At 67.4% G+C, this 21,610-nt stretch carries 20 protein-coding genes and 1 riboswitch; of the genes, 19 read left to right on the forward strand and 1 reads right to left on the reverse strand.

Going from position 1 to position 21,610, the window contains the following annotated elements:
• Positions 1 to 14: 14 nt before the first annotated feature.
• Positions 15 to 162, forward strand: a riboswitch (FMN riboswitch).
• A 95-nt stretch (positions 163 to 257) separates the two neighbouring features.
• The 9 genes from pnuC to hisF all read left to right on the forward strand — a co-directional run bounded on the left by pnuC (position 258) and on the right by hisF (position 6,899).
• Positions 258 to 968, forward strand: coding sequence for a nicotinamide riboside transporter PnuC (gene pnuC / locus DBZ45_RS08655; protein WP_111903517.1), 711 nt, complete (start codon positions 258 to 260; stop codon positions 966 to 968).
• Positions 965 to 2,161 (forward strand): bifunctional diaminohydroxyphosphoribosylaminopyrimidine deaminase/5-amino-6-(5-phosphoribosylamino)uracil reductase RibD, encoded by a 1,197-nt coding sequence (gene ribD / locus DBZ45_RS08660; protein ID WP_111903518.1) that lies wholly within the window; start codon positions 965 to 967, stop codon positions 2,159 to 2,161. The genes pnuC and ribD overlap by 4 nt, the downstream gene beginning before the upstream one ends.
• Positions 2,161 to 2,832, forward strand: coding sequence for a riboflavin synthase (locus DBZ45_RS08665; RefSeq protein WP_111903519.1), 672 nt, complete (start codon positions 2,161 to 2,163; stop codon positions 2,830 to 2,832). Before ribD ends, DBZ45_RS08665 begins: the two co-directional genes overlap by 1 nt.
• Positions 2,833 to 2,885: 53 nt before the next feature.
• Entirely contained in the window at positions 2,886 to 3,557 is a 672-nt protein-coding gene (gene ribB, locus DBZ45_RS08670; protein WP_111903628.1) for a 3,4-dihydroxy-2-butanone-4-phosphate synthase, read from the forward strand.
• Complete coding sequence (gene ribA / locus DBZ45_RS08675) at positions 3,554 to 4,255, forward strand: GTP cyclohydrolase II (RefSeq protein WP_111903520.1); 702 nt, start codon at positions 3,554 to 3,556, stop codon at positions 4,253 to 4,255. The genes ribB and ribA overlap by 4 nt, the downstream gene beginning before the upstream one ends.
• 18 nt (positions 4,256 to 4,273) lie before the next feature.
• On the forward strand, positions 4,274 to 4,756 hold the full coding sequence (gene ribH / locus DBZ45_RS08680) for a 6,7-dimethyl-8-ribityllumazine synthase (protein ID WP_102973087.1): 483 nt from the start codon (positions 4,274 to 4,276) through the stop codon (positions 4,754 to 4,756).
• Positions 4,757 to 4,891: 135 nt separating this feature from the next.
• Positions 4,892 to 5,155: a phosphoribosyl-ATP diphosphatase gene (locus tag DBZ45_RS08685; RefSeq protein WP_003801526.1), complete on the forward strand. Its 264-nt coding sequence runs from the start codon at positions 4,892 to 4,894 to the stop codon at positions 5,153 to 5,155.
• A 58-nt stretch (positions 5,156 to 5,213) separates the two neighbouring features.
• Positions 5,214 to 6,074: an ATP phosphoribosyltransferase gene (hisG, locus tag DBZ45_RS08690; RefSeq protein WP_111903521.1), complete on the forward strand. Its 861-nt coding sequence runs from the start codon at positions 5,214 to 5,216 to the stop codon at positions 6,072 to 6,074.
• A 48-nt stretch (positions 6,075 to 6,122) separates the two neighbouring features.
• Positions 6,123 to 6,899 carry an imidazole glycerol phosphate synthase subunit HisF gene (hisF, locus tag DBZ45_RS08695; RefSeq protein WP_111903522.1) on the forward strand — a complete coding sequence of 259 codons (777 nt, stop codon included), beginning with the start codon at positions 6,123 to 6,125 and terminating at the stop codon, positions 6,897 to 6,899.
• A gap of 93 nt (positions 6,900 to 6,992) precedes the next feature.
• Here hisF and DBZ45_RS08700 read toward each other — a convergent pair whose 3' ends face one another.
• Positions 6,993 to 7,637 carry a TIGR03085 family metal-binding protein gene (locus DBZ45_RS08700; RefSeq protein WP_111903629.1) on the reverse strand — a complete coding sequence of 215 codons (645 nt, stop codon included), beginning with the start codon at positions 7,635 to 7,637 and terminating at the stop codon, positions 6,993 to 6,995.
• A gap of 139 nt (positions 7,638 to 7,776) precedes the next feature.
• On the opposite strand from DBZ45_RS08700, the gene hisI reads away from it, so the two are divergent.
• The 10 genes from hisI (at position 7,777) to DBZ45_RS08750 (ending at position 21,604) form a co-directional block, all read left to right on the forward strand.
• Positions 7,777 to 8,220: a phosphoribosyl-AMP cyclohydrolase gene (gene hisI, locus DBZ45_RS08705; protein WP_111903523.1), complete on the forward strand. Its 444-nt coding sequence runs from the start codon at positions 7,777 to 7,779 to the stop codon at positions 8,218 to 8,220.
• Between the two features lie 103 nt (positions 8,221 to 8,323).
• Positions 8,324 to 9,901, forward strand: a complete 1,578-nt coding sequence (locus DBZ45_RS08710) for an anthranilate synthase component I (RefSeq protein ID WP_111903524.1) — start codon at positions 8,324 to 8,326, stop codon at positions 9,899 to 9,901.
• A complete protein-coding gene (locus DBZ45_RS08715; RefSeq protein WP_111903525.1) occupies positions 9,901 to 10,536 on the forward strand; it encodes a Trp biosynthesis-associated membrane protein in 636 nt (211 codons plus the stop codon). The genes DBZ45_RS08710 and DBZ45_RS08715 overlap by 1 nt, the downstream gene beginning before the upstream one ends.
• 97 nt (positions 10,537 to 10,633) lie before the next feature.
• On the forward strand, positions 10,634 to 10,915 hold the full coding sequence (locus DBZ45_RS08720) for an HGxxPAAW family protein (protein WP_111903526.1): 282 nt from the start codon (positions 10,634 to 10,636) through the stop codon (positions 10,913 to 10,915).
• A gap of 2 nt (positions 10,916 to 10,917) precedes the next feature.
• Complete coding sequence (trpC, locus tag DBZ45_RS08725; RefSeq protein WP_111903527.1) at positions 10,918 to 11,736, forward strand: indole-3-glycerol phosphate synthase TrpC; 819 nt, start codon at positions 10,918 to 10,920, stop codon at positions 11,734 to 11,736.
• 94 nt (positions 11,737 to 11,830) lie between these two features.
• On the forward strand, positions 11,831 to 13,156 hold the full coding sequence (gene trpB, locus DBZ45_RS08730) for a tryptophan synthase subunit beta (protein ID WP_111903528.1): 1,326 nt from the start codon (positions 11,831 to 11,833) through the stop codon (positions 13,154 to 13,156).
• A complete protein-coding gene (gene trpA, locus DBZ45_RS08735) occupies positions 13,153 to 13,986 on the forward strand; it encodes a tryptophan synthase subunit alpha (RefSeq protein WP_111903529.1) in 834 nt (277 codons plus the stop codon). The genes trpB and trpA overlap by 4 nt, the downstream gene beginning before the upstream one ends.
• Before the next feature lie 7 nt (positions 13,987 to 13,993).
• Positions 13,994 to 15,271, forward strand: a complete 1,278-nt coding sequence (gene lgt / locus DBZ45_RS08740) for a prolipoprotein diacylglyceryl transferase (RefSeq protein ID WP_111903530.1) — start codon at positions 13,994 to 13,996, stop codon at positions 15,269 to 15,271.
• A gap of 266 nt (positions 15,272 to 15,537) precedes the next feature.
• Complete coding sequence (gltB, locus tag DBZ45_RS08745; protein WP_111903531.1) at positions 15,538 to 20,154, forward strand: glutamate synthase large subunit; 4,617 nt, start codon at positions 15,538 to 15,540, stop codon at positions 20,152 to 20,154.
• Positions 20,147 to 21,604 (forward strand): glutamate synthase subunit beta, encoded by a 1,458-nt coding sequence (locus DBZ45_RS08750; RefSeq protein WP_111903532.1) that lies wholly within the window; start codon positions 20,147 to 20,149, stop codon positions 21,602 to 21,604. Before gltB ends, DBZ45_RS08750 begins: the two co-directional genes overlap by 8 nt.
• Positions 21,605 to 21,610: the final 6 nt, after the last annotated feature.

A 21,610-nucleotide genomic window follows, 5' to 3' on the forward strand; every position in this document is an offset into this window, starting at 1 on the left:
AATAGCAACACACAATACGTGCTCCGGGGTCGGTGTAAGTCCGAACCGGCGGTGATAGTCCGCGACCCGCGAGCCGGTGTTCCTTCACGGAAGCCCGGCGGACGGTTGAACTGGTGAAATTCCGGTACCGACAGTTAAAGTCTGGATGAGAGAAGCACGTACAGCTGTACTTGTGGCGTTCCAGGACGCCGCTGCGTTTCGCTGTCGTATACCCCCGGAGCAGTCTCGGCTCTTGAGGGAAGGAACGACACGCACGCATGGACATCCTGCGTTGGCTCTTCGAGGCACAGATACCCGTTGGCGGATCAGTGCTCATTCTCCGCGAAGTGCTGGGAAACATCTTCGGCCTGGCCAGTGCCCTCGGCGGCATGCGGCGCAAGGTCTGGGCCTGGCCGGTGGGCATCGCCGGCAACCTTCTTCTGCTGACGGTCTTCCTGGGCAATGTCTTCGGCTCCGCCACGCCGGCCACCCTTTGGGGCCAGGCCGGGCGGCAGGTCATGTTCATCATCGTGGCCGTCTATGGCTGGCAGCGCTGGCAGCAGAGCCGCAGGGCGTCAGGCTCCTCGACGGCGATCGCACCGACGTGGGCCAGTGCCAGGACCCGGGTGGCGCTTGTACTCGCGCTGGCGGCCGGCACCGCTGCCCTCACCCCGCTCTTCGACTCCCTGGGCTCCTACCCGCCCGTGTGGGCCGACGCCTGGACGTTTATGGGCTCGCTCCTTGCCACGTACGGCATGGCCCGCGGCTGGACCGAGTTCTGGCTGATCTGGGTTGCCGTTGACGTGGTGGGCGTTCCGCTGCTCTTCAGCGCCGGATACTTCGCCAGCGCCTTCATGTACCTTTTCTACGGCTTCTTCACCCTGGCCGGCTTCATCGTCTGGTGGCGGGCCTCCAAGGCCCAGGCCCAGGCGCGCCCCTCCACCGTCAAGGTCGAGACCGCCTTCCCGGATCCGGCGGTGTCCAAATGACCGGCCTCCAAACGAACCACCAGCCGGTATCGGCCTTCACCGCCGCTGAAACAGCCGCCATGGACACGGCGTTGGAAGCCGCCCTACAGGGCCCCCGGGGTGCCAATCCGCTGGTGGGCGCCGTCGTCGTCGGACCTGACGGAAGCCAGTTGGCCACCGGCTACCACCGCGGTGCTGGCACCGCGCACGCCGAAGCCGACGCGATAGCGGTGGCTGTCAGCGCCGGCGTCGACCTTCACGGGTCCACCATGGTGGTCACCCTGGAGCCGTGCAACCACGTGGGGCGCACGGGGCCGTGTGCCCAGGCCATCATTGACGCCGGGATAGCGAACGTCGTGTACGCCGTCGACGACCCCCATGACCCCGCCGCCGGCGGGGCCGCCACGTTGCGGGCAGCGGGAGTCAGCGTGCGCAGCGGACTGGCCGCCGAGCGTGCGCTGGAGCTGAACCGGCGCTGGTTCCAAGCCGTCGACGCCAAGCGCCCGTTCGTCACCCTGCACATCGCCCAGACCATGGACAGCCGCATCGCGGCCGAGGACGGCACCAGCCAGTGGATTTCCAGCCCGGAGTCGCTGGCGGACAACCACGGCATCCGGAGCCGCATCGACGCCATCCTGGTTGGAACGCAGACCGTGCTGGTGGACAACCCCCGCCTCACAGCCCGCGACGCCAACGGCGACGCCACCGGAAAGCAGCCGCTGCGCGCCGTCATGGGACTTCGCGACGTGCCTGAAGACGCCGCCGTGCGCGGCGATGACGGCAAGGTGCTGCACCTGCCCACACGGGATCCCCACGAGGCGCTGGCCATGCTGTTCACCGCCGGCACCCGGCACGTCATGGTGGAGGGCGGATCGAAGATCCTCAGCGCCTTCCTGGGCGAAGGACTCGTGGATGAACTCATCGTCTACCTGGCTCCCACGCTGCTGGGCTCCGGAACGCCGGCGCTCAACGGCCTCGGCATCGGAACGCTGGCGGAGGCGCAGCGCTGGGAGTGGGATGCCGCGTCCGGCGGCGCGGTCCAGTTCCTCGGCAGGGACCTTCGCCTGCACCTGCTCCCGGAGGCAGCCGCCGTACCCCAGGACCCGCGCGCAACGGCACAGCCAACATCGAGACAATCAGCATCAACACAATCAACGTCAACCGATTCACTACCTGCCCGCACAGCAGCGGGCACAGCCATGGGAGGCTACTGATGTTCACCGGAATTATCGCCGAACAGGGAAAGGTCCTGTCCGTGGACCGGAACGGGGACTCGAGCGCAACGCTGCGCCTGCACGCCCCCGGAACCGCTGACGGCCTGCCGCTGGGCGGCTCCATCGCCGTCAACGGCGTCTGCCTCACGGCCACGGCCATCGACGGCCAGGACTTCAGCGTCGACGTCATGGGCGAGACCCTCATCCGCAGCACCATCGGCGAGCTCGCGGCGGGCGACCCCGTCAACCTGGAACGCTGCGTCCCCGCCGGCGGGCGCCTCGACGGCCACGTGGTCCAGGGCCATGTGGACGGCGTCGGCGAACTGCTCGAACGTGAGCCGCAGGGCAACTGGGAACGGCTCCGGTTCGGGGTGCCCCGGCGACTTGCCCGCTACATTGCGGAAAAGGGGTCCATCGCCATCGACGGCGTCTCCCTCACCGTCACCGACGTCAGCCCGGCAGCGGAGACGGCGCCGTGGTTCGAGGTTGGGCTCATCCCCACCACCCTGGCCGACACCGGCCTTGGAGCCAAGCCTGCCGGCAGCAAGGTGAACCTTGAGGTGGATGTGCTGGCCAAATACACCGAGCGGCTGCTTGCGTTCCGCACTGCAGGTTCGGAATTCGGGCAAGGCACGGAGTTCGGCACGGAAGATTCGGGGGTTCAGCGGTGAACGGCACGGCAAAGCTCGACGCGGCGGTTTCCGACGCACTCACCTCGGTTTCCCTGAGGCTCGATCCCATTGAGGACGCCGTCCGCGCCATGGCGGCCGGCCGCCCGGTCCTGGTGGTGGACAACGAGGACCGCGAAAACGAAGGCGACATCATCTTCGCGGCCCAGCACGCCACGCCGGCGCTCATGGGCTGGACCATCCGGTACAGCTCCGGCGTCATCTGCGTGCCGCTGGACGGTGCACGCGCCGACGCGCTGGAACTGCCGCCCATGGTGGAGGTCAACCAGGACGCGAAGGGCACCGCCTACACCGTCTCCTGTGACGCCGCCACCGGCGTCAGCACCGGCATCTCGGCCACCGACCGGGCCCTTACCGCCCGCGTCATCGCCGATCCGCAGAGCGGCCCGGACACGCTCACCCGTCCCGGGCATATTTTTCCGCTGCGGGCCGTTAATGGGGGAGTGCGTGAACGCCCCGGCCACACCGAAGCGGCCGTCGACCTCTGCCGGCTTGCCGGCCTGGAGCCGGTGGGCGTGATCGCGGAAGTGGTGTACGACGACGGTGAGATGATGCGGCTGGACGGCCTCCGGGTTTTCGCTGCCGAGCATGGCTGCCCCTTGATCTCGATTGAGGACCTGGTTGCCTATCTGGGAGCTGACCACCGTGTATCTTCACAGGAGAGCAGTTTGGAAGTCAGTCCGGCCGGAGAAGGGGAAACACGATGACGGCATCGCAAGCAACGGAACCGAGCAGCAACGGCCGGTCGCCGCATCCGGTGAGCAAAGGACCCGTGGTGCAGCTGCCCACGGCGTTCGGCAGTTTCATATCGCAGGCCTGGACCGATCTGGTGACCGGCGCCGAACACCTCGCGGTCAGTTCCCCTAATCCGCCCAAAGACGGGAAGGCGCCCCTCGTGCGCCTGCATTCGGAATGCCTCACGGGCGATGTTTTTGGCTCCTACCGCTGCGACTGCGGCGAGCAGCTTGCCTACGCCCTGGAGCTGATCGCCGAGAACGGCGGTACGCTGCTGTACCTGCGCGGCCAGGAAGGCCGCGGCATCGGGCTGGCCAACAAGATCAAGGCCTACGCCCTTCAGGAGGCCGGGTTCGACACCGTCGAGGCCAACGAACAGCTGGGACTGCCCGTGGATGCCCGCTGCTACAAGGCTGCGGCGCAGATCCTGGCCGAGATGGGCCTGCACGAGATCCGGCTGCTGAGCAACAACCCGGACAAGCAGAACCGGCTGGCCACGGCCGGCGTCAAGGTCGTCGAGATGGTGCCCACCGAGGTGCCGTCCCGCGAACAGAACCTCCGGTACCTGCAGACCAAGAAGGACCGCATGGACCACCTGCTGACCCTCGACACCCAGACCGCGGGCCTGCCCCGCACCGGCACTGACACTTTCGACCTCGAACAAGACTGAACGGATTACGAAGACTTTATGAGCGGACACGGCGCACCCCAGATTGACCTGACCACCCTCGACCCCGCTGAAACCTCGCAGTTGAAGCTGGCAATCGTGGCGGCAAGCTGGCACACGCAGATCATGGACGGCCTCCTGGACGGCGCCCTGCGGGCTGCCAAGGACGCCGGCATCAACGAGCCGACGGTGCTGCGCGTACCGGGCAGCTTTGAGCTTCCGGTCGCTGCCGCGCGGCTGGCACCGCACTTTGACGCCGTCGTGGCCCTCGGCGTCGTCATCCGCGGCGGTACGCCGCACTTTGACTACGTCTGCCAGGCCGCGACGTCGGGACTCACCGACGTGAGCGTCAACACCGGCGTGCCGGTGGGGTTCGGGGTGCTCACCTGCGACACCGAAGAGCAGGGGCTGGACCGGGCAGGACTGCCTGGATCCTCCGAGGACAAGGGGCATGAGGCCGTCACGGCCGCACTGTCCACGGCACTGTTGCTCAAGAACTACTAGAACGTATTTCCCCAGTTCCCGGGCAGGTGCGGGGATGCGGGCGGGAGCATACAGCGTGTGCAATCGCTCACATCCCCGCCGTCATGGAACTGCCCGACAGGCGGGCCCCCGCCCCAAGCAAGTAGGCTGGAGGGCGTGAAGAATTTCGAGACGCTGTTCGCAGAACTGAGCGAGAAGGCAGCGACCCGCCCCGAGGGCTCCCGCACCGTCGCTGAACTGGAGTCGGGAATCCACGGCATCGGCAAGAAAGTCGTGGAAGAAGCGGCCGAAGTCTGGATGGCAGCCGAGTACGAATCGGACGAAGCCGCCGCCGAAGAGATCTCGCAGCTCCTGTACCACCTGCAGGTCCTGATGCTCGCCAAGGGACTCAGCCTGGAAGACGTCTACAAGCATCTCTAGCCGCCTCTGCGTGGCCCCGCTTGCCTGACACAAACTTCCAAACCAGAAAGACCTCCTAATGCTGCGTGTAGCCGTACCCAACAAGGGATCCCTGTCCGAAGCCGCCTCCGCGATGCTGTCCGAGGCGGGCTACCGCCAGCGCCGCGATTCCCGCGAGCTGGTCATGGTGGACCCCGACAACGACATCGAGTTCTTCTTCCTCCGCCCCCGGGACATCGCCGTTTACGTCGGGCAGGGAACGCTCGACGTCGGGATCACCGGACGCGACCTCCTGCTGGACGCGCAGGTGGAGGCTGAGGAACTGCTTCCGCTCGGCTTCGCCGCCTCAACGTTCCGCTTCGCCGGGCCGATCGGCGACTTCCGCACGGTAGATGAACTCGAAGGCAAACGCCTTGCCACCAGCTACGACGGTCTCCTGCGCGATTACCTGGCTGAGCGCGGCATCAAGGCGAAGGTGGTCCGGCTGGACGGCGCCGTGGAATCGTCAGTGCGCCTCGGCGTCGCGGATGCCATCGCCGACGTCGTGGAAACAGGCAACACCCTCAAGGCCGCCGGCATGGAGATTTTCGGGGATCCGATCCTGAAGTCCGAGGCCGTCCTCATCCGCCGCACTGGCGACGGCGGGGCCGCCAACGGCACGGCCAAGGAGATCGAGGTCCTGATCCGCCGCCTGCAGGGTGTGCTGGTCGCGCGGCAGTACGTGCTCATGGACTACGACATCCGCAAGGAGCTCGTGGAGCAGGCCGCCGGCCTCACGCCCGGACTGGAATCACCCACCGTCTCGCCGCTGCGCGATTCCGAGTGGGTTGCCGTCCGCTCCATGGTGCCCAAGAAGGAAACCAACCGGATCATGGACGAGCTGTACGACCTCGGCGCCCGCGCCATCCTGGTCAGCAGCATCCACGCCTGCCGGATCTGACCCGGTTTCCCTCAGACAGCACACCCCAGCAGTACAACAGGAGAAGTCATGGCTGTAGCCGTCCGCGTTATCCCCTGCCTGGACGTTGATGCCGGCCGAGTGGTCAAGGGCATCAACTTCGAAGGCCTTCGCGACGCTGGGGACCCAGTGGAACTGGCGCACCGTTACGACAATGCCGGCGCCGACGAACTCACCTTCCTGGACGTGACCGCGTCCTCCGGCAACCGGGAGACCACGTTCGACGTCGTCCGCCGCACAGCCGAGGAAGTATTCATCCCGCTCACCGTCGGCGGCGGCGTCCGCGGCGTGGCCGAGGTGGACAAGCTGCTGCGCTTCGGCGCCGACAAGGCGTCGATCAACACCGCCGCCGTGGCCCGCCCCGACGTCATCGACGAAATCACCCGGCACTTTGGTTCCCAGGTGCTGGTGCTGTCCGTGGACGCCCGGCGCGTCCGCCCCGGATCCCAGCCCACGCCGTCGGGCTTTGAAGTGACCACCCACGGTGGCCGGCAGGGCACCGGAATTGATGCCATTGCGTGGGCCAAGGAAGCGGCGGACCGCGGGGTTGGCGAGATCCTGCTGAACTCGATCGACGCCGACGGCACCAAGGACGGCTTCGACCTCGAGCTCATCCGGCTGGTCCGGTCCGCAGTCAAGGTTCCGATCATCGCCTCCGGAGGCGCCGGGGAACCCGCGCACTTCCCGCCCGCAGTCCAGGCCGGCGCGGACGCCGTGCTGGCCGCTTCGATCTTCCACTGGGGACCGGACGACATGATGTCCCAGGTCAAGGCCGCAATCCGCGACGCGGGCTTCGAGGTCCGCTGACCGTCACCCACGGCTGAGAACAAGCAACGCGGGGTCACTTAACGCCCATTAACACGACGTTTTTGGGCGTTAAGTGACCCCGCGTTGCTCTTGTTACAGTCCTACTTCGGCTGACTGGAGGAGAGCGACGGCGTCCGGCTGGCCTTCGAAGGTGACCAGCGCATGGCGCGTCCGGCCGTGGGCGTGCATCAGCAGCTCACCGGGTTCCCCCACGATGGCCACGGACACAGGTGCGCGCTTGGCGACGTGCCTGGGGCCCGAGGGGCTGACCAGGACGATGCCGAGGTCCACGCCGCGGTAGAGGATGGCTGCCCGCTTGACGAGCTCATCCCACAGGGCATCCGAGTATTCCGCGTCGAGGGCACGGGGGGCCCAGCGGTCGACGGCGCGCCGGATGTCCTCCGTGTGGACGAAGTATTCGATGAGGTTGGAGCTCTCATCCAGCGCCTTGATCTTCATGGGCGAGAGCGCGGGCGGTCCCGCGCGGAAGGAGTTCACGAGCTTGGCATACTCGTCGGCGGTCCGGAGCTTTCCGGCCAGGCGGGCGGTTGCCTTATCCGAGGCCTTGGACAGGCTCTTGATGATCAGGCCCAGCCCGACGGCAGCTTTCCGCTCCCGCAGGTACAGGTGGGCTGCGAGGTCCCTGGTTTGCCAGCCCTTGCAGAGCGTGGGGGAGTCAGGACCGGCCGCAAGCAGGGTCTCGGCCAGAACTTCTCGGGACGGATCGACGAAATGCATCACTTGGAAAACTAGCACGTCCCCGGGAGAGTTGCGCAGTCTGTTGATCCAGGTGAATTTGTGCCCTTGTTCGCAGCGGCTGCCGGGTGACAGACGGCCCCCGTGCCAGCGTCCCGGTGGGGGCACTAGACTTGACGTGATGTCTGAGCAGCCCGCCCCCAGCCCCGCTCCCGCCTCCACGGCCGGTGCCCCTCTGTCCGACGCCGGCGAAAGCCTCGTGCCCGGAAGCCCCCTTCCGGCCGGGATTGCCTCGGCGCTCAAGCGCGACGGTGCCGGACTTGTGGCTGCCATCGTGCAGCAGTTCGACACCAACGAGGTCCTCATGCTGGGCTGGATGGACGACGAAGCCCTGAACCGGACCATGACCACCGGCCGCGTCACGTTCTACTCGCGTTCCCGGCAGGAGTATTGGCGCAAGGGTGACACGTCCGGCCACGTGCAGTGGGTCAAGTCGGTGGCCCTGGACTGCGACGGCGATGCCCTCCTCGTGCGCGTGGACCAGGTGGGCGCAGCATGCCACACCGGTACACGGACCTGCTTCGACGGCCGGGCCTTCGACGTTGTGTCGGGCCCGGCCAGCTAGCTGCCGCTTCCACCCAACAGGCCTCTTCTTCCCAGCAGGCACCTCCACCCAACGGCCCTTCACCCAAGGGGCACCACCAAGAACAGACGGAGAACCAATAGCGATGCAGGACCTCGGAATCATCAGCCCTGGCCTCGAAGAATTCCGGGAACTCGCCGCCCACAGCCGCGTCATCCCTGTCCGGCTGAAGGTGCTGGCGGATGCCGAAACGCCGATCGGGCTGTACCGGAAGCTGGCGCAGGGCCAGCCGGGCACGTTCCTGATGGAGTCGGCGGCCGTCGGCGGCGCCTGGTCCCGCTATTCCTTCATTGGTTCCAGGTCCCGGGCCACGCTGACCACCAAGGACGGGCAGGCGCACTGGCTGGGCGAGCCGCCGGCCGGGGTGCCCGTGGACGGAAACCCTGTTGATGCCATCCGCGACACCATCGAGGCGCTGCGCACCGACCGGTTCGACGGGCTTCCGCCGTTCACCTCCGGGCTGGTGGGCTTCCTGGGCTGGGAGACGGTCCGCCACTGGGAAAAGCTGACCAGCCCGCCCGAGGATGACCTGCAGCTTCCGGAGCTGGCTCTGAACCTCGTCACGGACATGGCCGTCCACGACAACATGGACGGCACTGTGCTGCTGATCGCCAACGCCATCAACTTCGACAACAGCTCCGAGCGCGTGGACGAGGCCTGGCATGACGCCGTCGCCCGGGTAAAGGAACTGCTGGCCCGCATCAGCACCCCGGTGCTCCAGCCGGTGTCCGTGCTGGAGCCGGCGGCCCTCGATTTCGCCGCGAGCGTCCAGGAGCGCTGGCACGAGCCCGACTACCTCGCCGCCCTCGACCGCGGCAAGGAGGCGATCGTGGACGGCGAAGTCTTCCAGGTGGTCATCTCCCGACGCTTCGAGATGGAGTGCGGGGCGTCGCCCTTGGACGTCTACCGGGTGCTGCGCAACACCAACCCGAGCCCGTACATGTACATCTTCAGCCTCGAGGACGCCGCCGGACGCCAGTACTCGATCGTCGGCTCGTCGCCGGAGGCTCTCGTGACCGTCACCGGCGAGGACGTCATCACCCACCCGATTGCCGGGTCCCGGCCGCGCGGCAAGACCGTGGACGCGGACAAGGCCATGGCCGAGGAGCTCCTCGCGGACCAGAAGGAACGGGCGGAGCACCTCATGCTGGTGGACCTGTCCCGGAACGACTTGTCGAAGGTCTGCGTGGCGGGATCCGTGGACGTCACCCAGTTCATGGAGGTGGAGCGTTTCAGCCACATCATGCACCTGGTCTCCACGGTCGTCGGACGACTGGCTCCCACGGCCAAGGCCTACGACGTCCTGAAGGCCACCTTCCCGGCCGGAACGCTCTCAGGCGCCCCGAAGCCCCGCGCCCTGCGCCTCCTGGATGAACTCGAGCCCCACCGGCGCGGCATCTACGGGGGAGTTGTGGGTTATCTGGACTTCGCCGGCGACATGGACATGGCCATCGCCATCCGCTCGGCGCTGCTGCGTGAGGGACGCGCCTACGTCCAGGCCGGCGGCGGCATCGTGGCGGATTCCAGCAACCCGGCCGAGGCGCAGGAAACCGTCAACAAGGCGGCGGCCCCGCTGCGGGCTGTGCACACGGCCGGCTCGCTGCACAACATCACTTCGGACTCCGTCAGTGCCCCCGATTCCGTAACCGAGGCAAACTCCTGATGGCGGTACCCGCGGGACCCGCCACCCCAGCGAAGACGCGCGGCGCGGTGCCGGGCTGGGCACGCAAGTCCACGGTGGTGCTGCTGATCGCGGCCCTGGCGCTGGCGGTCTTCGGTACCACCACGCAGACCTGGCTGACGGTCCATCTCGACCCCCAGCAGCTGGGCCAGGCCGCCGGAAGCGAAGGCGGTCTCCAGGTCCAGGGCAGCAAAGCCGCCACCACGGTCACGGCCCTGGCACTCGTCGCACTGGCGGGCGGGCTCGCAGCCTCCATCGCCGGGAAGATCGCACGCTGGGTCACCGCGGCCATCATCGTGCTGGCGGCGGTAGGCATCATTGCCGCAGCCGCCACTGTCCTCGCAGATCCGCTGGCCGCGGCCCAGGGATCCATCGCCGCGGCCACCGGTGTTTCGGGTGGCAGCGCGGACGTGAGCGTCAGTTCCTTCCCGTTGCTGGCCGTCGTCGCAGGTTCCCTGCTCGCCGCCGGCGGCCTGCTGGTGGTCCCGGCCGGGCGGTACTGGAAGTCCCGCACCAAGTACGACGCCGCCGCCGCGGGTCCCGCAGCCGGCCAGAGCGGCCCGGTGGACGAGATCGACAGCTGGGACAGGCTCTCCCGGGGCGACGACCCCACCTGAGCCGGCGGGTCACGCAGCCACGCGCCCCGGCCGCGATGCCGAAGGCCGCGGCAAAAAATGGCAGAATGTAAGCAGTATTGATCCTGAGGAGATTCACATGAGCAAAGCCACTGTTTCCGGTACCAAGCCCGCTGCCCCCAAGGAGCACCACGGCATCGACCACAGCATCGACCTGGGCCACGGCAACAGCCCGGCCGCCTGGACCTGCGTGATCGTCATGCTCATCGGCGCCCTCATCGCCTCCATCGCGTTCGTCATCGCCAACAGCCCGATCTTCTGGGCAGGCATCGCCGTCATGTTCCTGGGCCTGCTGGCCGGCTACATCATGCGCAAGGCCGGCTACGGCGTGGGCGGCAGCAAGATCAAGAACAGCCACTAAACGTGACGGTTCTCGACGACATCAATGCCGGTGTCAGGGAGGACATGGAGGACCGGAAGCGCCTCGTGTCCCTCGCGGAGCTGAAGGACCGCGCCCTGGTGGCGGCTCCTGCCCGGGACGCCTGGGCTGCCCTCGGCGGCACGTCCGCGGACCGCGGCGAGCTCAAGGTCATCGCCGAGATCAAGCGCCGCAGCCCGTCCAAGGGCGACCTCGCCAGCATCGCGGACCCTGCGTCGCTGGCCGTGCAGTACGCCGACGGCGGAGCCGCGGTGATCAGCGTGCTCACCGAGCAGCGCCGTTTCAACGGTTCGCTGGCTGACCTGGATGCTGTGCGCGCCCGGGTGGACGTCCCGCTGCTGCGCAAGGACTTCACCTTGGACGAGTACCAGATCTGGGAAGCCCGCGCCCACGGCGCCGACCTCATCCTCCTGATCGTGGCAGCCCTGTCCGACCAGCAATTGCGTGAATTCAGCGTCCTGAGCCGTGAGCTAGGCATGAACGTGCTGGTGGAAACGCACACGCCGGAGGAAGTCGAGCGCGCCGTGGCCGCCGACGCCCGGATCATCGGCGTCAACGTGCGCAACCTCAAGACGCTCGACGTCGACCGCTCCCTTTTCGCCTCACTCGCCGGCAGCATCCCGGCCGGCGCCGTGGTGGTGGCGGAGTCGGGCGTTCGGAACGCCGACGACGTCGCGCACTACGCGGCGCACGGGGCCAACGCCATCCTCGTGGGGGAGGCGCTCGTCAGCGACGCTACCCCGCGTGAACGCATCGCGGAGTTCACGGCGGCCGGGGCCGCGGCCATCGCCGCCCGGGCCTGAGCTACCACCCAACCGTGGCGCCATCCGTCCGCACGATACGCGGGCAGATGGCGCCTGACATCAACAAGAAAAAGTGAACAGGATGGTGAGACTGATGGCCGACGCGCCAACAGCCGGCTCTGACGAGGGCACGGTGGATGCATTCCTGCAGGGAGGCACCTCGCTGCGCCACGCCCCGGGACCCTACTTCGGCGCCTACGGCGGCCGCTGGATGCCTGAGTCACTGATCGCCGCCCTGGACGAGCTCGAGGACACGTTCGAGAAGGCCAAGGCCGATCCCGAGTTCATCGCCCAGATCGCGGACCTGAACAAGAACTACTCCGGCCGGCCCTCACTGCTGACCGAAGCCAAGCGTTTTGCCGAGCACGCCGGCGGCGTCCGGATCTTCCTCAAGCGCGAGGACCTGAACCACACCGGCTCGCACAAGATCAACAACGTGCTGGGCCAGGCGCTCCTTGCCAAGCGGATGGGCAAGACCCGCGTCATCGCCGAAACCGGTGCCGGCCAGCACGGCGTGGCCAGCGCCACTGCTGCCGCCCTGCTGGGCCTGGAATGCGTCGTTTACATGGGCGCCGAAGACTGCCGCCGCCAGGCGCTGAACGTGGCCCGGATGGAGCTCCTGGGCGCCACGGTCATCCCCGTTACCAACGGTTCACAGACCCTCAAGGACGCCATCAACGAAGCCCTCCGGGACTGGGTAGCCAACGTCGGCGACACCCACTACCTGCTCGGCACGGCAGCGGGTGCCCACCCGTTCCCGGCCCTGGTCCGGTACTTCCACGAAGTCATCGGCGAAGAGGCCCGCGCCCAGATCCTGGAGCAGGCCGGCCGGCTGCCGGACGCCGTCTGCGCCTGCATTGGCGGCGGGTCCAACGCGATCGGCATCTTCCACGGCTTCCTCGATGACCCCCCCGTGAAGATCTACGGCTTCGAGGCCGGCGGCGACGGCGTCGAGACCGGCCGGCACGCGGCCACCATCACGCTGGGCCGGCCCGGCGTGCTGCACGGCGCCCGGTCCTACCTGATGCAGGACGACGACGGCCAGACCATCGAGTCGCACTCCATTTCCGCCGGACTGGACTACCCCGGTGTCGGACCGGAGCACTCCTACCTCGCCGACATCGGACGCGTCAGCTACGAACCGATCACGGACAGCGAAGCCATGGAAGCCTTCAAGCTCCTGTGCCGCACGGAGGGCATCATTCCCGCGATTGAGTCCTCCCACGCCCTCGCCGGCGCCATCAAAGTGGGCCAGCGGCTGGCAGCGGAGGCCGGCGCCGCCGGCGCGTCCGACAAAATCGTGGTGGTGAACCTGTCCGGCAGGGGAGACAAGGACGTGGCCACCGCCGCGGAGTGGTTCGACCTCCTGGACAAGGACTCGGCCGAAGCAGCCATCGGCAAGGAAGGGGAGCAGCTGTGACCACGGCCCAGGACAACAGCAATTCAGACACCGGCAAGTCGGCCACCAGCAAGTCGGCCATCGCCATCGACAAGGCTCGCGCGGAAGGCCGTGCAGCCCTGATCGGCTACCTGCCCGCCGGGTACCCCAGCGTCGAGGAGACCATTGCCGCCGGCATCGCCCTGGCGCGCAACGGCGCCGACCTGATCGAGATCGGCATCCCCTACTCGGACCCGGTCATGGACGGGCCGGTCATCCAGGCGGCCACCACCGAGGCCCTTGCGAAGGGGTTCTCCGTCCGCCAGGTCTTTGACGTTATCGCCGGCATCACCAGCCAGACGGACGCCGCGGTCCTGGTCATGACGTACTGGAACCCCGTGGTCCGGATGGGCGTGGATGAGTTCTCGCGCCGCCTGGCCGAGGCCGGGGGAGCGGGGCTCATCACCCCGGACCTGATCCCGGACGAGGCAGCCGAGTGGATGGACGCGTCGGAGAAGTACGGCCTGGACCGTGTCTTCCTGGTGGCGCCCTCCTCCACCCCCGAGCGCATGCGGCGGACCGTGGACGCGAGCCGCGGCTTCGTCTACGCCGTCTCCATCATGGGCGTCACCGGCGCCCGCTCCTCGGTGAGCTCGGCGGCCGAGGACGTTGTGGCCGCCGCCAAGGCTGCCGGCGCAGAACGCGTGTGCGTCGGTCTCGGCGTTTCCACCGCTGAGCAGGTCGCGGAAATCGCGGCCTACGCGGACGGCGTGATCGTCGGTTCGGCGCTCGTTGCGGCCGTGCGCGACGGCGGCGTGGACGCCGTCGCGCAGCTGACCAAAGACCTCAGTACCGGACTGACCAGGAAGTAACGCAACCATGCAGACGCTCCTCGCCGCAGCCGCGCTGGTACCCGCTGGCCTGCTTCCAGCCGGTATGGTGCCCGCAAGCATCCCGAGTCCGGACTGGTCCGGGTTCGATATTCCGCTGCCGTGGGGATCGCTCCGCATCCATGCCTACGCCCTGTGCATCCTGGCGGGCATCGTCGTCGGCCTCTGGCTGACGTCGGTCCGCTGGGCCAGGCGCGGAGCGCCTGAAGGCAGTGTCTGGGACATCGCCATCTGGGCCATCCCCTTCGGCATCATCGGCGGCCGGCTCTACCACGTGTTCTCGTCCCCGGACGCGTACTTCGGTCCGGGCTTCGACGGCACCGGGGACCTGTCCCTGATCCCGCAGATCCAGCGCGGCGGCCTTGGAATCTGGGGCGCCGTGGTGCTGGGCGCCTTCGGCGCCTGGATCGGCTGCCGCCGTGCAGGGGTCAAGCTCACGGCCTTCCTTGATGCCGCGGCTCCGGGGCTTCTGCTGGCGCAGGCCCTCGGCCGGTGGGGAAACTACTTCAACCAGGAACTGTTCGGCGGCCCCACCACGCTGCCGTGGGGACTCCAGGTGGACGCGGACAACGCCAACTTCCCGGTCGGTTACCCGGCGGACACCCTGTTCCACCCCACGTTCCTTTACGAATCGCTCTGGAACATCGCGGGCGTGCTGATCCTGCTGGCCCTGGACCGCCGGTTCCACTTCCGCCGCGGCCGGCTCTTCTGGCTGTATGCCATGTACTACACGCTGGGCCGGGTCTGGATCGAGGCCATGAGGATCGACGACGCCGAGCAGATCAGCCTGTTCGGCGTCACCACCCGGCTGAACGTCTGGACCAGCATCTTCGTGTTCCTCGCCGCGCTGGCCGTGTTCATCTGGCAGGGCCGGCGCAAGGACGGCAACGCGGACAGTGTCTACCTGCCGGGCCGGGAGCCCGCCCCGGCTGAGGCCGCAAAGGCCGACGGCGGGACGCCGGCCGGTGCCGGAACGCAAGGTTCGGCGTCGGTAGTTTCAAAGACGGCCGGGGAAGGGGCAAAGGACCCCGGTTCCACGCCGAATGTGACCGGCCATCCAGTCCGTGATACGGACCCTGTTGTCTCAGATAGTGAATCGCGTGGTAATCTCCCTGATAACCAAAACGGTTCCGGGCTAACTTCTGCCCAAACGGAAGCAGTCCCGGCATCCACCGGCGGAACCCCAACCGCCGCGGAGTCGCGGAACGCCGGAAAGTCCGGCGGCACAGACACCGGGACCGTGCCGGAGGCCGACAGCTCACGCTAGAAGGCACCGGTACCAGGGCAGCAGAGAGTTACCGCTCGGAGCGCCCGACACCCACAGCGTCGTGGCAGAGGCCAACTCCGGTCAGCATAGAGCTGTTGACCGGTCAAGCCCGGGGCGGAAGCCTGCGTAACTGTTAGTTCAGCACGTATGCCTGCCCTACAATTTCCAGTAAGCAGTAACACTTTGTTGTGCCCATCACAGTGGCGCTCTGAGTGGGGCCAACGTTGTCCCTTCCATACGCACGATCAGGAGGAAGGACGTCTCCCATGACCCAAACTCTTTCAAGCCCCAGCTGGTCCGAACCGAACCAGCCGGACGCTGCCATGTCGCCGTTCAAGCGGTTCGCAGCGCTCCCCGAGGCAGCCGGGCTCTACAACCCTGAGCAGGAGAAGGACGCCTGCGGTCTTGCGATTATCGCCACCCTGCGCGGCGAGCCCGGCTACGACATCGTCGACGCCGCCCTTACCGCCCTGCGCAACCTCGAGCACCGCGGTGCCGTCGGCGCAGACGAGGGCACCGGTGACGGCGCAGGCCTCCTGATGCAGGTGCCGGACGAGTTCTTCCGTGCCGTCACTGAATTCGAACTTCCGGCCCCCGGCCAGTATGTGGTGGGTACCGCCTTCCTGCCTGCTGAGCAGCGCGAGGCCAGCGCCGCCAAGGCCGGCATCGAGGGCCTGGCCGCCGACGAGGGACTGACGGTCCTTGGCTGGCGCGAGGTTCCCGTCGTCGCCGATCTTGTCGGTGCCATGGCGCGCGCCTGCATGCCGTACTTCTCCCAGCCGTTCTTCGCCTCGGCAACCGGCGAGCAGCTGGAGCGCAACGACCTGGACGGCCGCGCCTGGCGCATCCGCAAGCGCGCGCAGAACAAGTTCGGCGTCTACTTCCCGTCGCTGTCCTCGCGGACCATCGTCTACAAGGGCATGCTGACCACTGCCCAGCTGGAGCCGTTCTACCCGGACCTTTCGGACAAGCGCTTCAAGACCAAGCTGGCGATCGTCCACTCGCGGTTCTCCACCAACACGTTCCCGTCCTGGCCGCTGGCCCAGCCGTTCCGCACCATCGCGCACAACGGGGAAATCAACACCGTCAAGGGCAACCGGAACTGGATGCGCGCCCGCCAGTCCCAGCTTGCCAACCCGCTGCTGGGCGACTCGCCGGAAGAGCTGTTCCCGATCTGCACCCCGGGCGCATCCGACTCCGCGTCCTTCGATGAAGTGGCTGAACTGCTGTGGCTGTCCGGCCGCCCCATCACGCATTCGATCATGATGATGATCCCCGAGGCCTGGGAAAACCACGCCACGATGGATCCGGCGCGCAAGGCGTTCTACGAGTACCACTCGCTCCTGATGGAGCCGTGGGACGGCCCCGCCGCCGTGTCGTTCACCGACGGCGCCGTCGTGGGCGCCACCCTGGACCGCAACGGCCTTCGCCCCGGCCGGTACTGGATCACCGAGGACGGCCTGGTCGTTTTCGCCTCCGAGGTGGGCGTGATCGACGTCGAACCCTCCAAGGTGGTCAAGAAGGGCCGTGTCTCGCCCGGCAAGATGTTCCTGGTGGACACCGAGGCCGGCCGGATTATCGGCGACGACGAGGTCAAGGCCGAGGTCGCCGCTGCGAACCCCTGGGCCGAGTGGGTCAAGGACAACCTGATCGACCTCAACGAGCTGCCGGAACGCGAGCACGTGGTGCACACCGCCGCGTCCGTGAACATCCGCCAGCGCACCTTCGGGTACACCACCGAAGAGCTCAAGATCCTGCTGGGCCCGATGGCCCGCACCGGCGCCGAGCCGCTGGGCGCCATGGGCTCCGACACCCCGGTGGCTGTGCTGTCCAAGCGCCCCCGCCTGCTCTTCGACTACTTCGTGCAGTCGTTCGCTCAGGTGACCAACCCGCCGCTGGACGCCATCCGTGAAGAGCTGGTTACCTCCCTGACCTGCGCCATCGGACCCAACGGCAACCTCCTGGACACCAAGCAGGTGCGCCAGCCGCAGGTCTCCCTGCCGTTCCCGGTGATCAACAACGACCAACTCGCGAAGATCGCCAACATCGAGGACGCGGAGGGCAACCGCGTCGCGATGAAGGTCCGCGGCCTCTACCGCCCCGAGGGCGGCGAGAATGCGCTGCGTGCCCGGCTCACCGAGATCTGTGAGCAGGTGTCCGGGGCCATTAACCGCGGCGTGCAGTACGTGGTCCTCTCCGACCGCGACTCCAACGCGCAGTGGGCCCCGATCCCGTCGCTGCTTCTGGTCAGCGCCGTGCACCACCACCTGCTCCGCAGCGCCAACCGCACCAAGACCGCCTTGGTGGTCGAGGCCGGTGACGTCCGCGAGACGCACCATGTGGCAGTCCTCGTGGGCTACGGCGCTTCGGCCGTAAACCCGTACCTGGCCATGGAATCCGTTGAACAGCTCATCGCTGCCGGCGACGTTGTGGGAGTAACCCCGCAGGACGGCGTCCACAACCTGATCAAGGGCCTCGGCAAGGGCGTCCTGAAGATCATGTCCAAGATGGGCATCTCCACTGTCGCGTCCTACACCGGCGCCCAGACCTTCGAGGCGCTTGGCCTGGGCCAGGAACTGGTGGACGAATTCTTCGCCGGCACGCACTCCCAGCTGGGCGGCGTGGGGCTGGACGTCATCGCGGCAGAGGTTTCCGCGCGGCACCAGATGGCTTACCCCGAGGGCGGCATTGAGCAGCCGCACCGTCCCCTGTTGGGCGGCGGCGAGTACCAGTGGCGCCGCGACGGTGAGCCGCACCTCTTCAACCCGGAGACCGTCTTCCGGTTGCAGCATGCGACGCGTGAGCGCCGCTACGACATCTTTAAGGCCTACACCAAGGGCGTGGACGACCAGTCCGAGAACCTGATGACCCTGCGCGGTTTGCTCAAGTTCAAGGACGGCGTGCGCCCGGCCGTGCCGCTCGAGGAAGTCGAGCCGGTCTCCAGCATCGTCAAGCGCTTCTCCACGGGTGCCATGAGCTATGGCTCCATCTCCAAGGAAGCTCACGAGACCCTCGCGATCGCCATGAACCGGCTGGGCGGCAAGTCCAACACCGGTGAAGGCGGCGAGGATGTGGACCGCCTGCTCGATCCCGAGCGCCGTTCCGCCGTCAAGCAGATTGCCTCGGGCCGCTTCGGCGTCACGAGCCTCTACCTGAGCAACGCGGACGACATCCAGATCAAGATGGCCCAGGGCGCCAAGCCCGGCGAAGGCGGCCAGCTGATGGCCCAGAAGGTCTACCCCTGGGTTGCCCGGACGCGCCACTCGACGCCCGGCGTCGGACTCATCTCCCCGCCCCCGCACCACGACATCTACTCGATCGAGGACCTCGCGCAGCTCATCTACGATGCGAAGCGCGCCAACCCCTCGGCCCGGGTGCATGTCAAGCTCGTCTCCGAAGTGGGAATCGGCACAGTTGCCGCCGGCGTCACCAAGGCGAAGGCCGACGTCGTGCTTGTTTCCGGGCACGACGGCGGAACCGGCGCCTCGCCGCTGAACTCGCTCAAGCACGCTGGTGTTCCGTGGGAACTGGGTCTCGCAGAGACCCAGCAGACCCTCATGCTTAACGGCCTGCGTGACCGCGTGGTGGTTCAGGTGGACGGCCAGCTCAAGACCGGCCGCGACGTCGTCATCGCCGCGCTGCTCGGCGGCGAGGAATTCGGCTTCGCCACCGCACCGCTGGTGGTTGAGGGCTGCATCATGATGCGTGTCTGCCACCTTGACACCTGCCCGGTGGGCGTTGCCACCCAGAACCCCGAACTGCGCGCCCGCTTCAGCGGCAAGCCGGAGTTCGTGGTCAACTTCTTCGAGTTCCTCGCCGAGGAAGTCCGTGAGATCCTCGCGGAACTCGGTTTCCGGAGCATTGAGGAAGCGATCGGCCACGCCGAAATGCTGGACACCCAGGACGCCATCAGCCACTGGAAGGCCGAAGGGCTGGACCTGGATCCGATCCTGCACGGCCTCGAGTTCGACGATGACGCCCCGCTGCGGAACCTGACCGGCCAGAACCACGAGCTGGACAAGCACTTCGACCAGCGGCTCATCACCATGGCCGCCGAGGCTCTGACCGACCGTGCACCGGTGAAGATCACGGTGGACGTCATCAACACCGACCGCTCGGTGGGCACCATGCTGGGCCACGTCGTGACCAAGACGTTCGGCACGGACGTGCTGGCCACGGACACGATCGACATCACGCTGAACGGCACCGCCGGGCAGTCGCTGGGCGCCTTCCTGCCTGCCGGCATCACGCTGCGCCTGTACGGCGACTCCAACGACTACGTCGGCAAGGGGCTCTCCGGCGGCCGGATCATCGTCCGCCCGGACCGCACCAACGTGTTCCAGGCCGAACGAAACGTCGTTGCCGGCAACGTGATCGGCTACGGCGCAACCAGCGGTGAGCTGTTCCTGCGCGGCCAGGTGGGCGAACGCTTCCTGGTCCGCAACTCGGGCGCTACTGCGGTTGTTGAAGGCATCGGCGACCACGGCTGCGAGTACATGACCGGCGGCCAGACGCTGATCATCGGCCGCACCGGCCGGAACTTCGGCGCCGGCATGTCCGGCGGTACGGCCTACGTGCTGGACCTGCGGACTGAACGCGTCAACAAGCAGGCCCTCGAGTCCGGCGAACTCCAACTCCTGGAACTGGATGCCGAGGACCGCGACATCGTCCACGGCCTGCTGGTCAAGCACGTGGAGGAAACCGAATCCCAGCTGGCCGCGCGTCTGCTCGAAAACTTCGACGACACCGCTGCCCGCATAACCAAGGTGCTGCCGCGTGACTACGCCGCAGTGCTGCAAACCCGTCTTGACGCCATCGAAGAGGGCCTTGACCCCGACGGCGAAGAAGTTTGGTCTCGAATCCTGGAGGTGACCGGTGGCTGATCCACGCGGATTTCTGAAAGTACGTCAGCGTGAAACCCAGCCGCGCCGTCCCGTTCCCGTCCGCATCATGGACTGGAAGGAAGTTTACGAGGCCCAGGAAAAGGGTGTCCTGAAGAGCCAGGCCGGCCGGTGCATGGACTGTGGCGTGCCCTTCTGCCACCAGGGCTGCCCCCTGGGGAACCTGATTCCCGAGTGGAACGACCTCATGTGGCGGGACAAGGGCGAGGAAGCGATTGAGCGGCTGCACGCCACCAACAACTTCCCCGAATGGACCGGCCGGCTCTGCCCCGCCCCGTGCGAGGCGTCCTGTGTGCTGGGCATCAACCAGCCCGCCGTGACCATCAAGCAGGTCGAGGTGTCCATCATCGATGAGGCCTTCGACAACGGCTGGGTCAACCCGCTGCCGCCGCACCGCCTCACCGGCAAGACGGTCGCCGTCGTCGGTTCCGGCCCTGCCGGCCTGGCGGCCGCACAGCAGCTTACCCGCGTGGGCCACACCGTGGCCGTCTACGAACGGGATGACAAGATCGGCGGCCTGCTGCGTTATGGCATCCCCGACTTCAAGATGGAAAAAGAGCAGGTGGACCGCCGGCTGGAGCAGATGAAGGCTGAAGGCACCCGCTTCCGCACCGGCGTCGCCGTCGGTACGGATGTCACCTGGGAGCAGCTGCGCCGCCGCTACGACGCCGTGGTCATCGCCACCGGCGCCACCGTGCCGCGTGACCTGCCCATCCCGGGCCGCGACCTGGATGGCGTGCACTTCGCCATGGATTACCTGGTTCCCTCCAACCGTGTGGTGGCAGGGGAGTCCCCGGAAAACCACATCGACGCCCGCGGCAAGCACGTGGTCATCCTCGGCGGCGGTGACACCGGCGCGGACTGCATCGGCACGGCCCACCGCCACCAGGCCGCCTCGGTGACCACCCTGGCTATCGGCAAGCAGCCCCCGGTTGAGCGCGCCAGCCACCAGCCGTGGCCGACGTTCCCCACCCTCTTCGAGGTGGCCAGTGCCCACGAGGAAGGCGGTGAGCGCACGTACCTCGCCTCCACCGTTGAATTCGTGGGCGAGGACGGTAAGCTGACCGGCGTCAAGGTTGCAGAGACCGAGTTCGTGGACGGCAAGCGCCTGCCCAAGGCCGGTACCGAGCGGATCATCCCCGCCGACCTGGTGTTCCTGTCCCTGGGCTTCACCGGGCCCGAACCGGCCGGCATCACCGAGCAGGTCAGCGCTGAGTTCGACGGCCGCGGCAACGTGGCCCGCGACGGCTACTACATGACCAACACTGAGGGCGTCTTCGTGGCCGGTGACGCCGGCCGCGGACAGTCCCTGATCGTGTGGGCCATCGCCGAAGGCCGTGCGGCCGCTGCCGCCGTGGACAAGTACCTGATGGGAAGCACCATCCTTCCTGCGCCTGTGGCTCCGACGGACCGCGCCATAGCTGTCCTTTAGCGCCGA

This window comes from Arthrobacter globiformis, from assembly GCF_003261175.1.
Lineage (GTDB): Bacteria > Actinomycetota > Actinomycetes > Actinomycetales > Micrococcaceae > Arthrobacter > Arthrobacter globiformis_A.

What these genes read in the sequence shown, in the direction of transcription:
- hisG (WP_111903521.1), top strand. Translation starts at nt 5,214, where the DNA reads ATGCTGCGTGTAGCCGTACCCAACAAGGGATCCCTGTCCGAAGCCGCC.
- hisI (WP_111903523.1), top strand. Translation starts at nt 7,777, where the DNA reads ATGTCTGAGCAGCCCGCCCCCAGCCCCGCTCCCGCCTCCACGGCCGGT.
- gltB (WP_111903531.1), top strand. Translation starts at nt 15,538, where the DNA reads ATGACCCAAACTCTTTCAAGCCCCAGCTGGTCCGAACCGAACCAGCCG.
- DBZ45_RS08700 (WP_111903629.1), bottom strand. Translation starts at nt 7,637, where the DNA reads ATGCATTTCGTCGATCCGTCCCGAGAAGTTCTGGCCGAGACCCTGCTT.
- DBZ45_RS08720 (WP_111903526.1), top strand. Translation starts at nt 10,634, where the DNA reads ATGAGCAAAGCCACTGTTTCCGGTACCAAGCCCGCTGCCCCCAAGGAG.
- trpB (WP_111903528.1), top strand. Translation starts at nt 11,831, where the DNA reads ATGGCCGACGCGCCAACAGCCGGCTCTGACGAGGGCACGGTGGATGCA.
- lgt (WP_111903530.1), top strand. Translation starts at nt 13,994, where the DNA reads ATGCAGACGCTCCTCGCCGCAGCCGCGCTGGTACCCGCTGGCCTGCTT.
- DBZ45_RS08665 (WP_111903519.1), top strand. Translation starts at nt 2,161, where the DNA reads ATGTTCACCGGAATTATCGCCGAACAGGGAAAGGTCCTGTCCGTGGAC.
- DBZ45_RS08710 (WP_111903524.1), top strand. Translation starts at nt 8,324, where the DNA reads ATGCAGGACCTCGGAATCATCAGCCCTGGCCTCGAAGAATTCCGGGAA.
- ribD (WP_111903518.1), top strand. Translation starts at nt 965, where the DNA reads ATGACCGGCCTCCAAACGAACCACCAGCCGGTATCGGCCTTCACCGCC.
- pnuC (WP_111903517.1), top strand. Translation starts at nt 258, where the DNA reads ATGGACATCCTGCGTTGGCTCTTCGAGGCACAGATACCCGTTGGCGGA.
- ribH (WP_102973087.1), top strand. Translation starts at nt 4,274, where the DNA reads ATGAGCGGACACGGCGCACCCCAGATTGACCTGACCACCCTCGACCCC.
- ribA (WP_111903520.1), top strand. Translation starts at nt 3,554, where the DNA reads ATGACGGCATCGCAAGCAACGGAACCGAGCAGCAACGGCCGGTCGCCG.
- hisF (WP_111903522.1), top strand. Translation starts at nt 6,123, where the DNA reads ATGGCTGTAGCCGTCCGCGTTATCCCCTGCCTGGACGTTGATGCCGGC.
- DBZ45_RS08715 (WP_111903525.1), top strand. Translation starts at nt 9,901, where the DNA reads ATGGCGGTACCCGCGGGACCCGCCACCCCAGCGAAGACGCGCGGCGCG.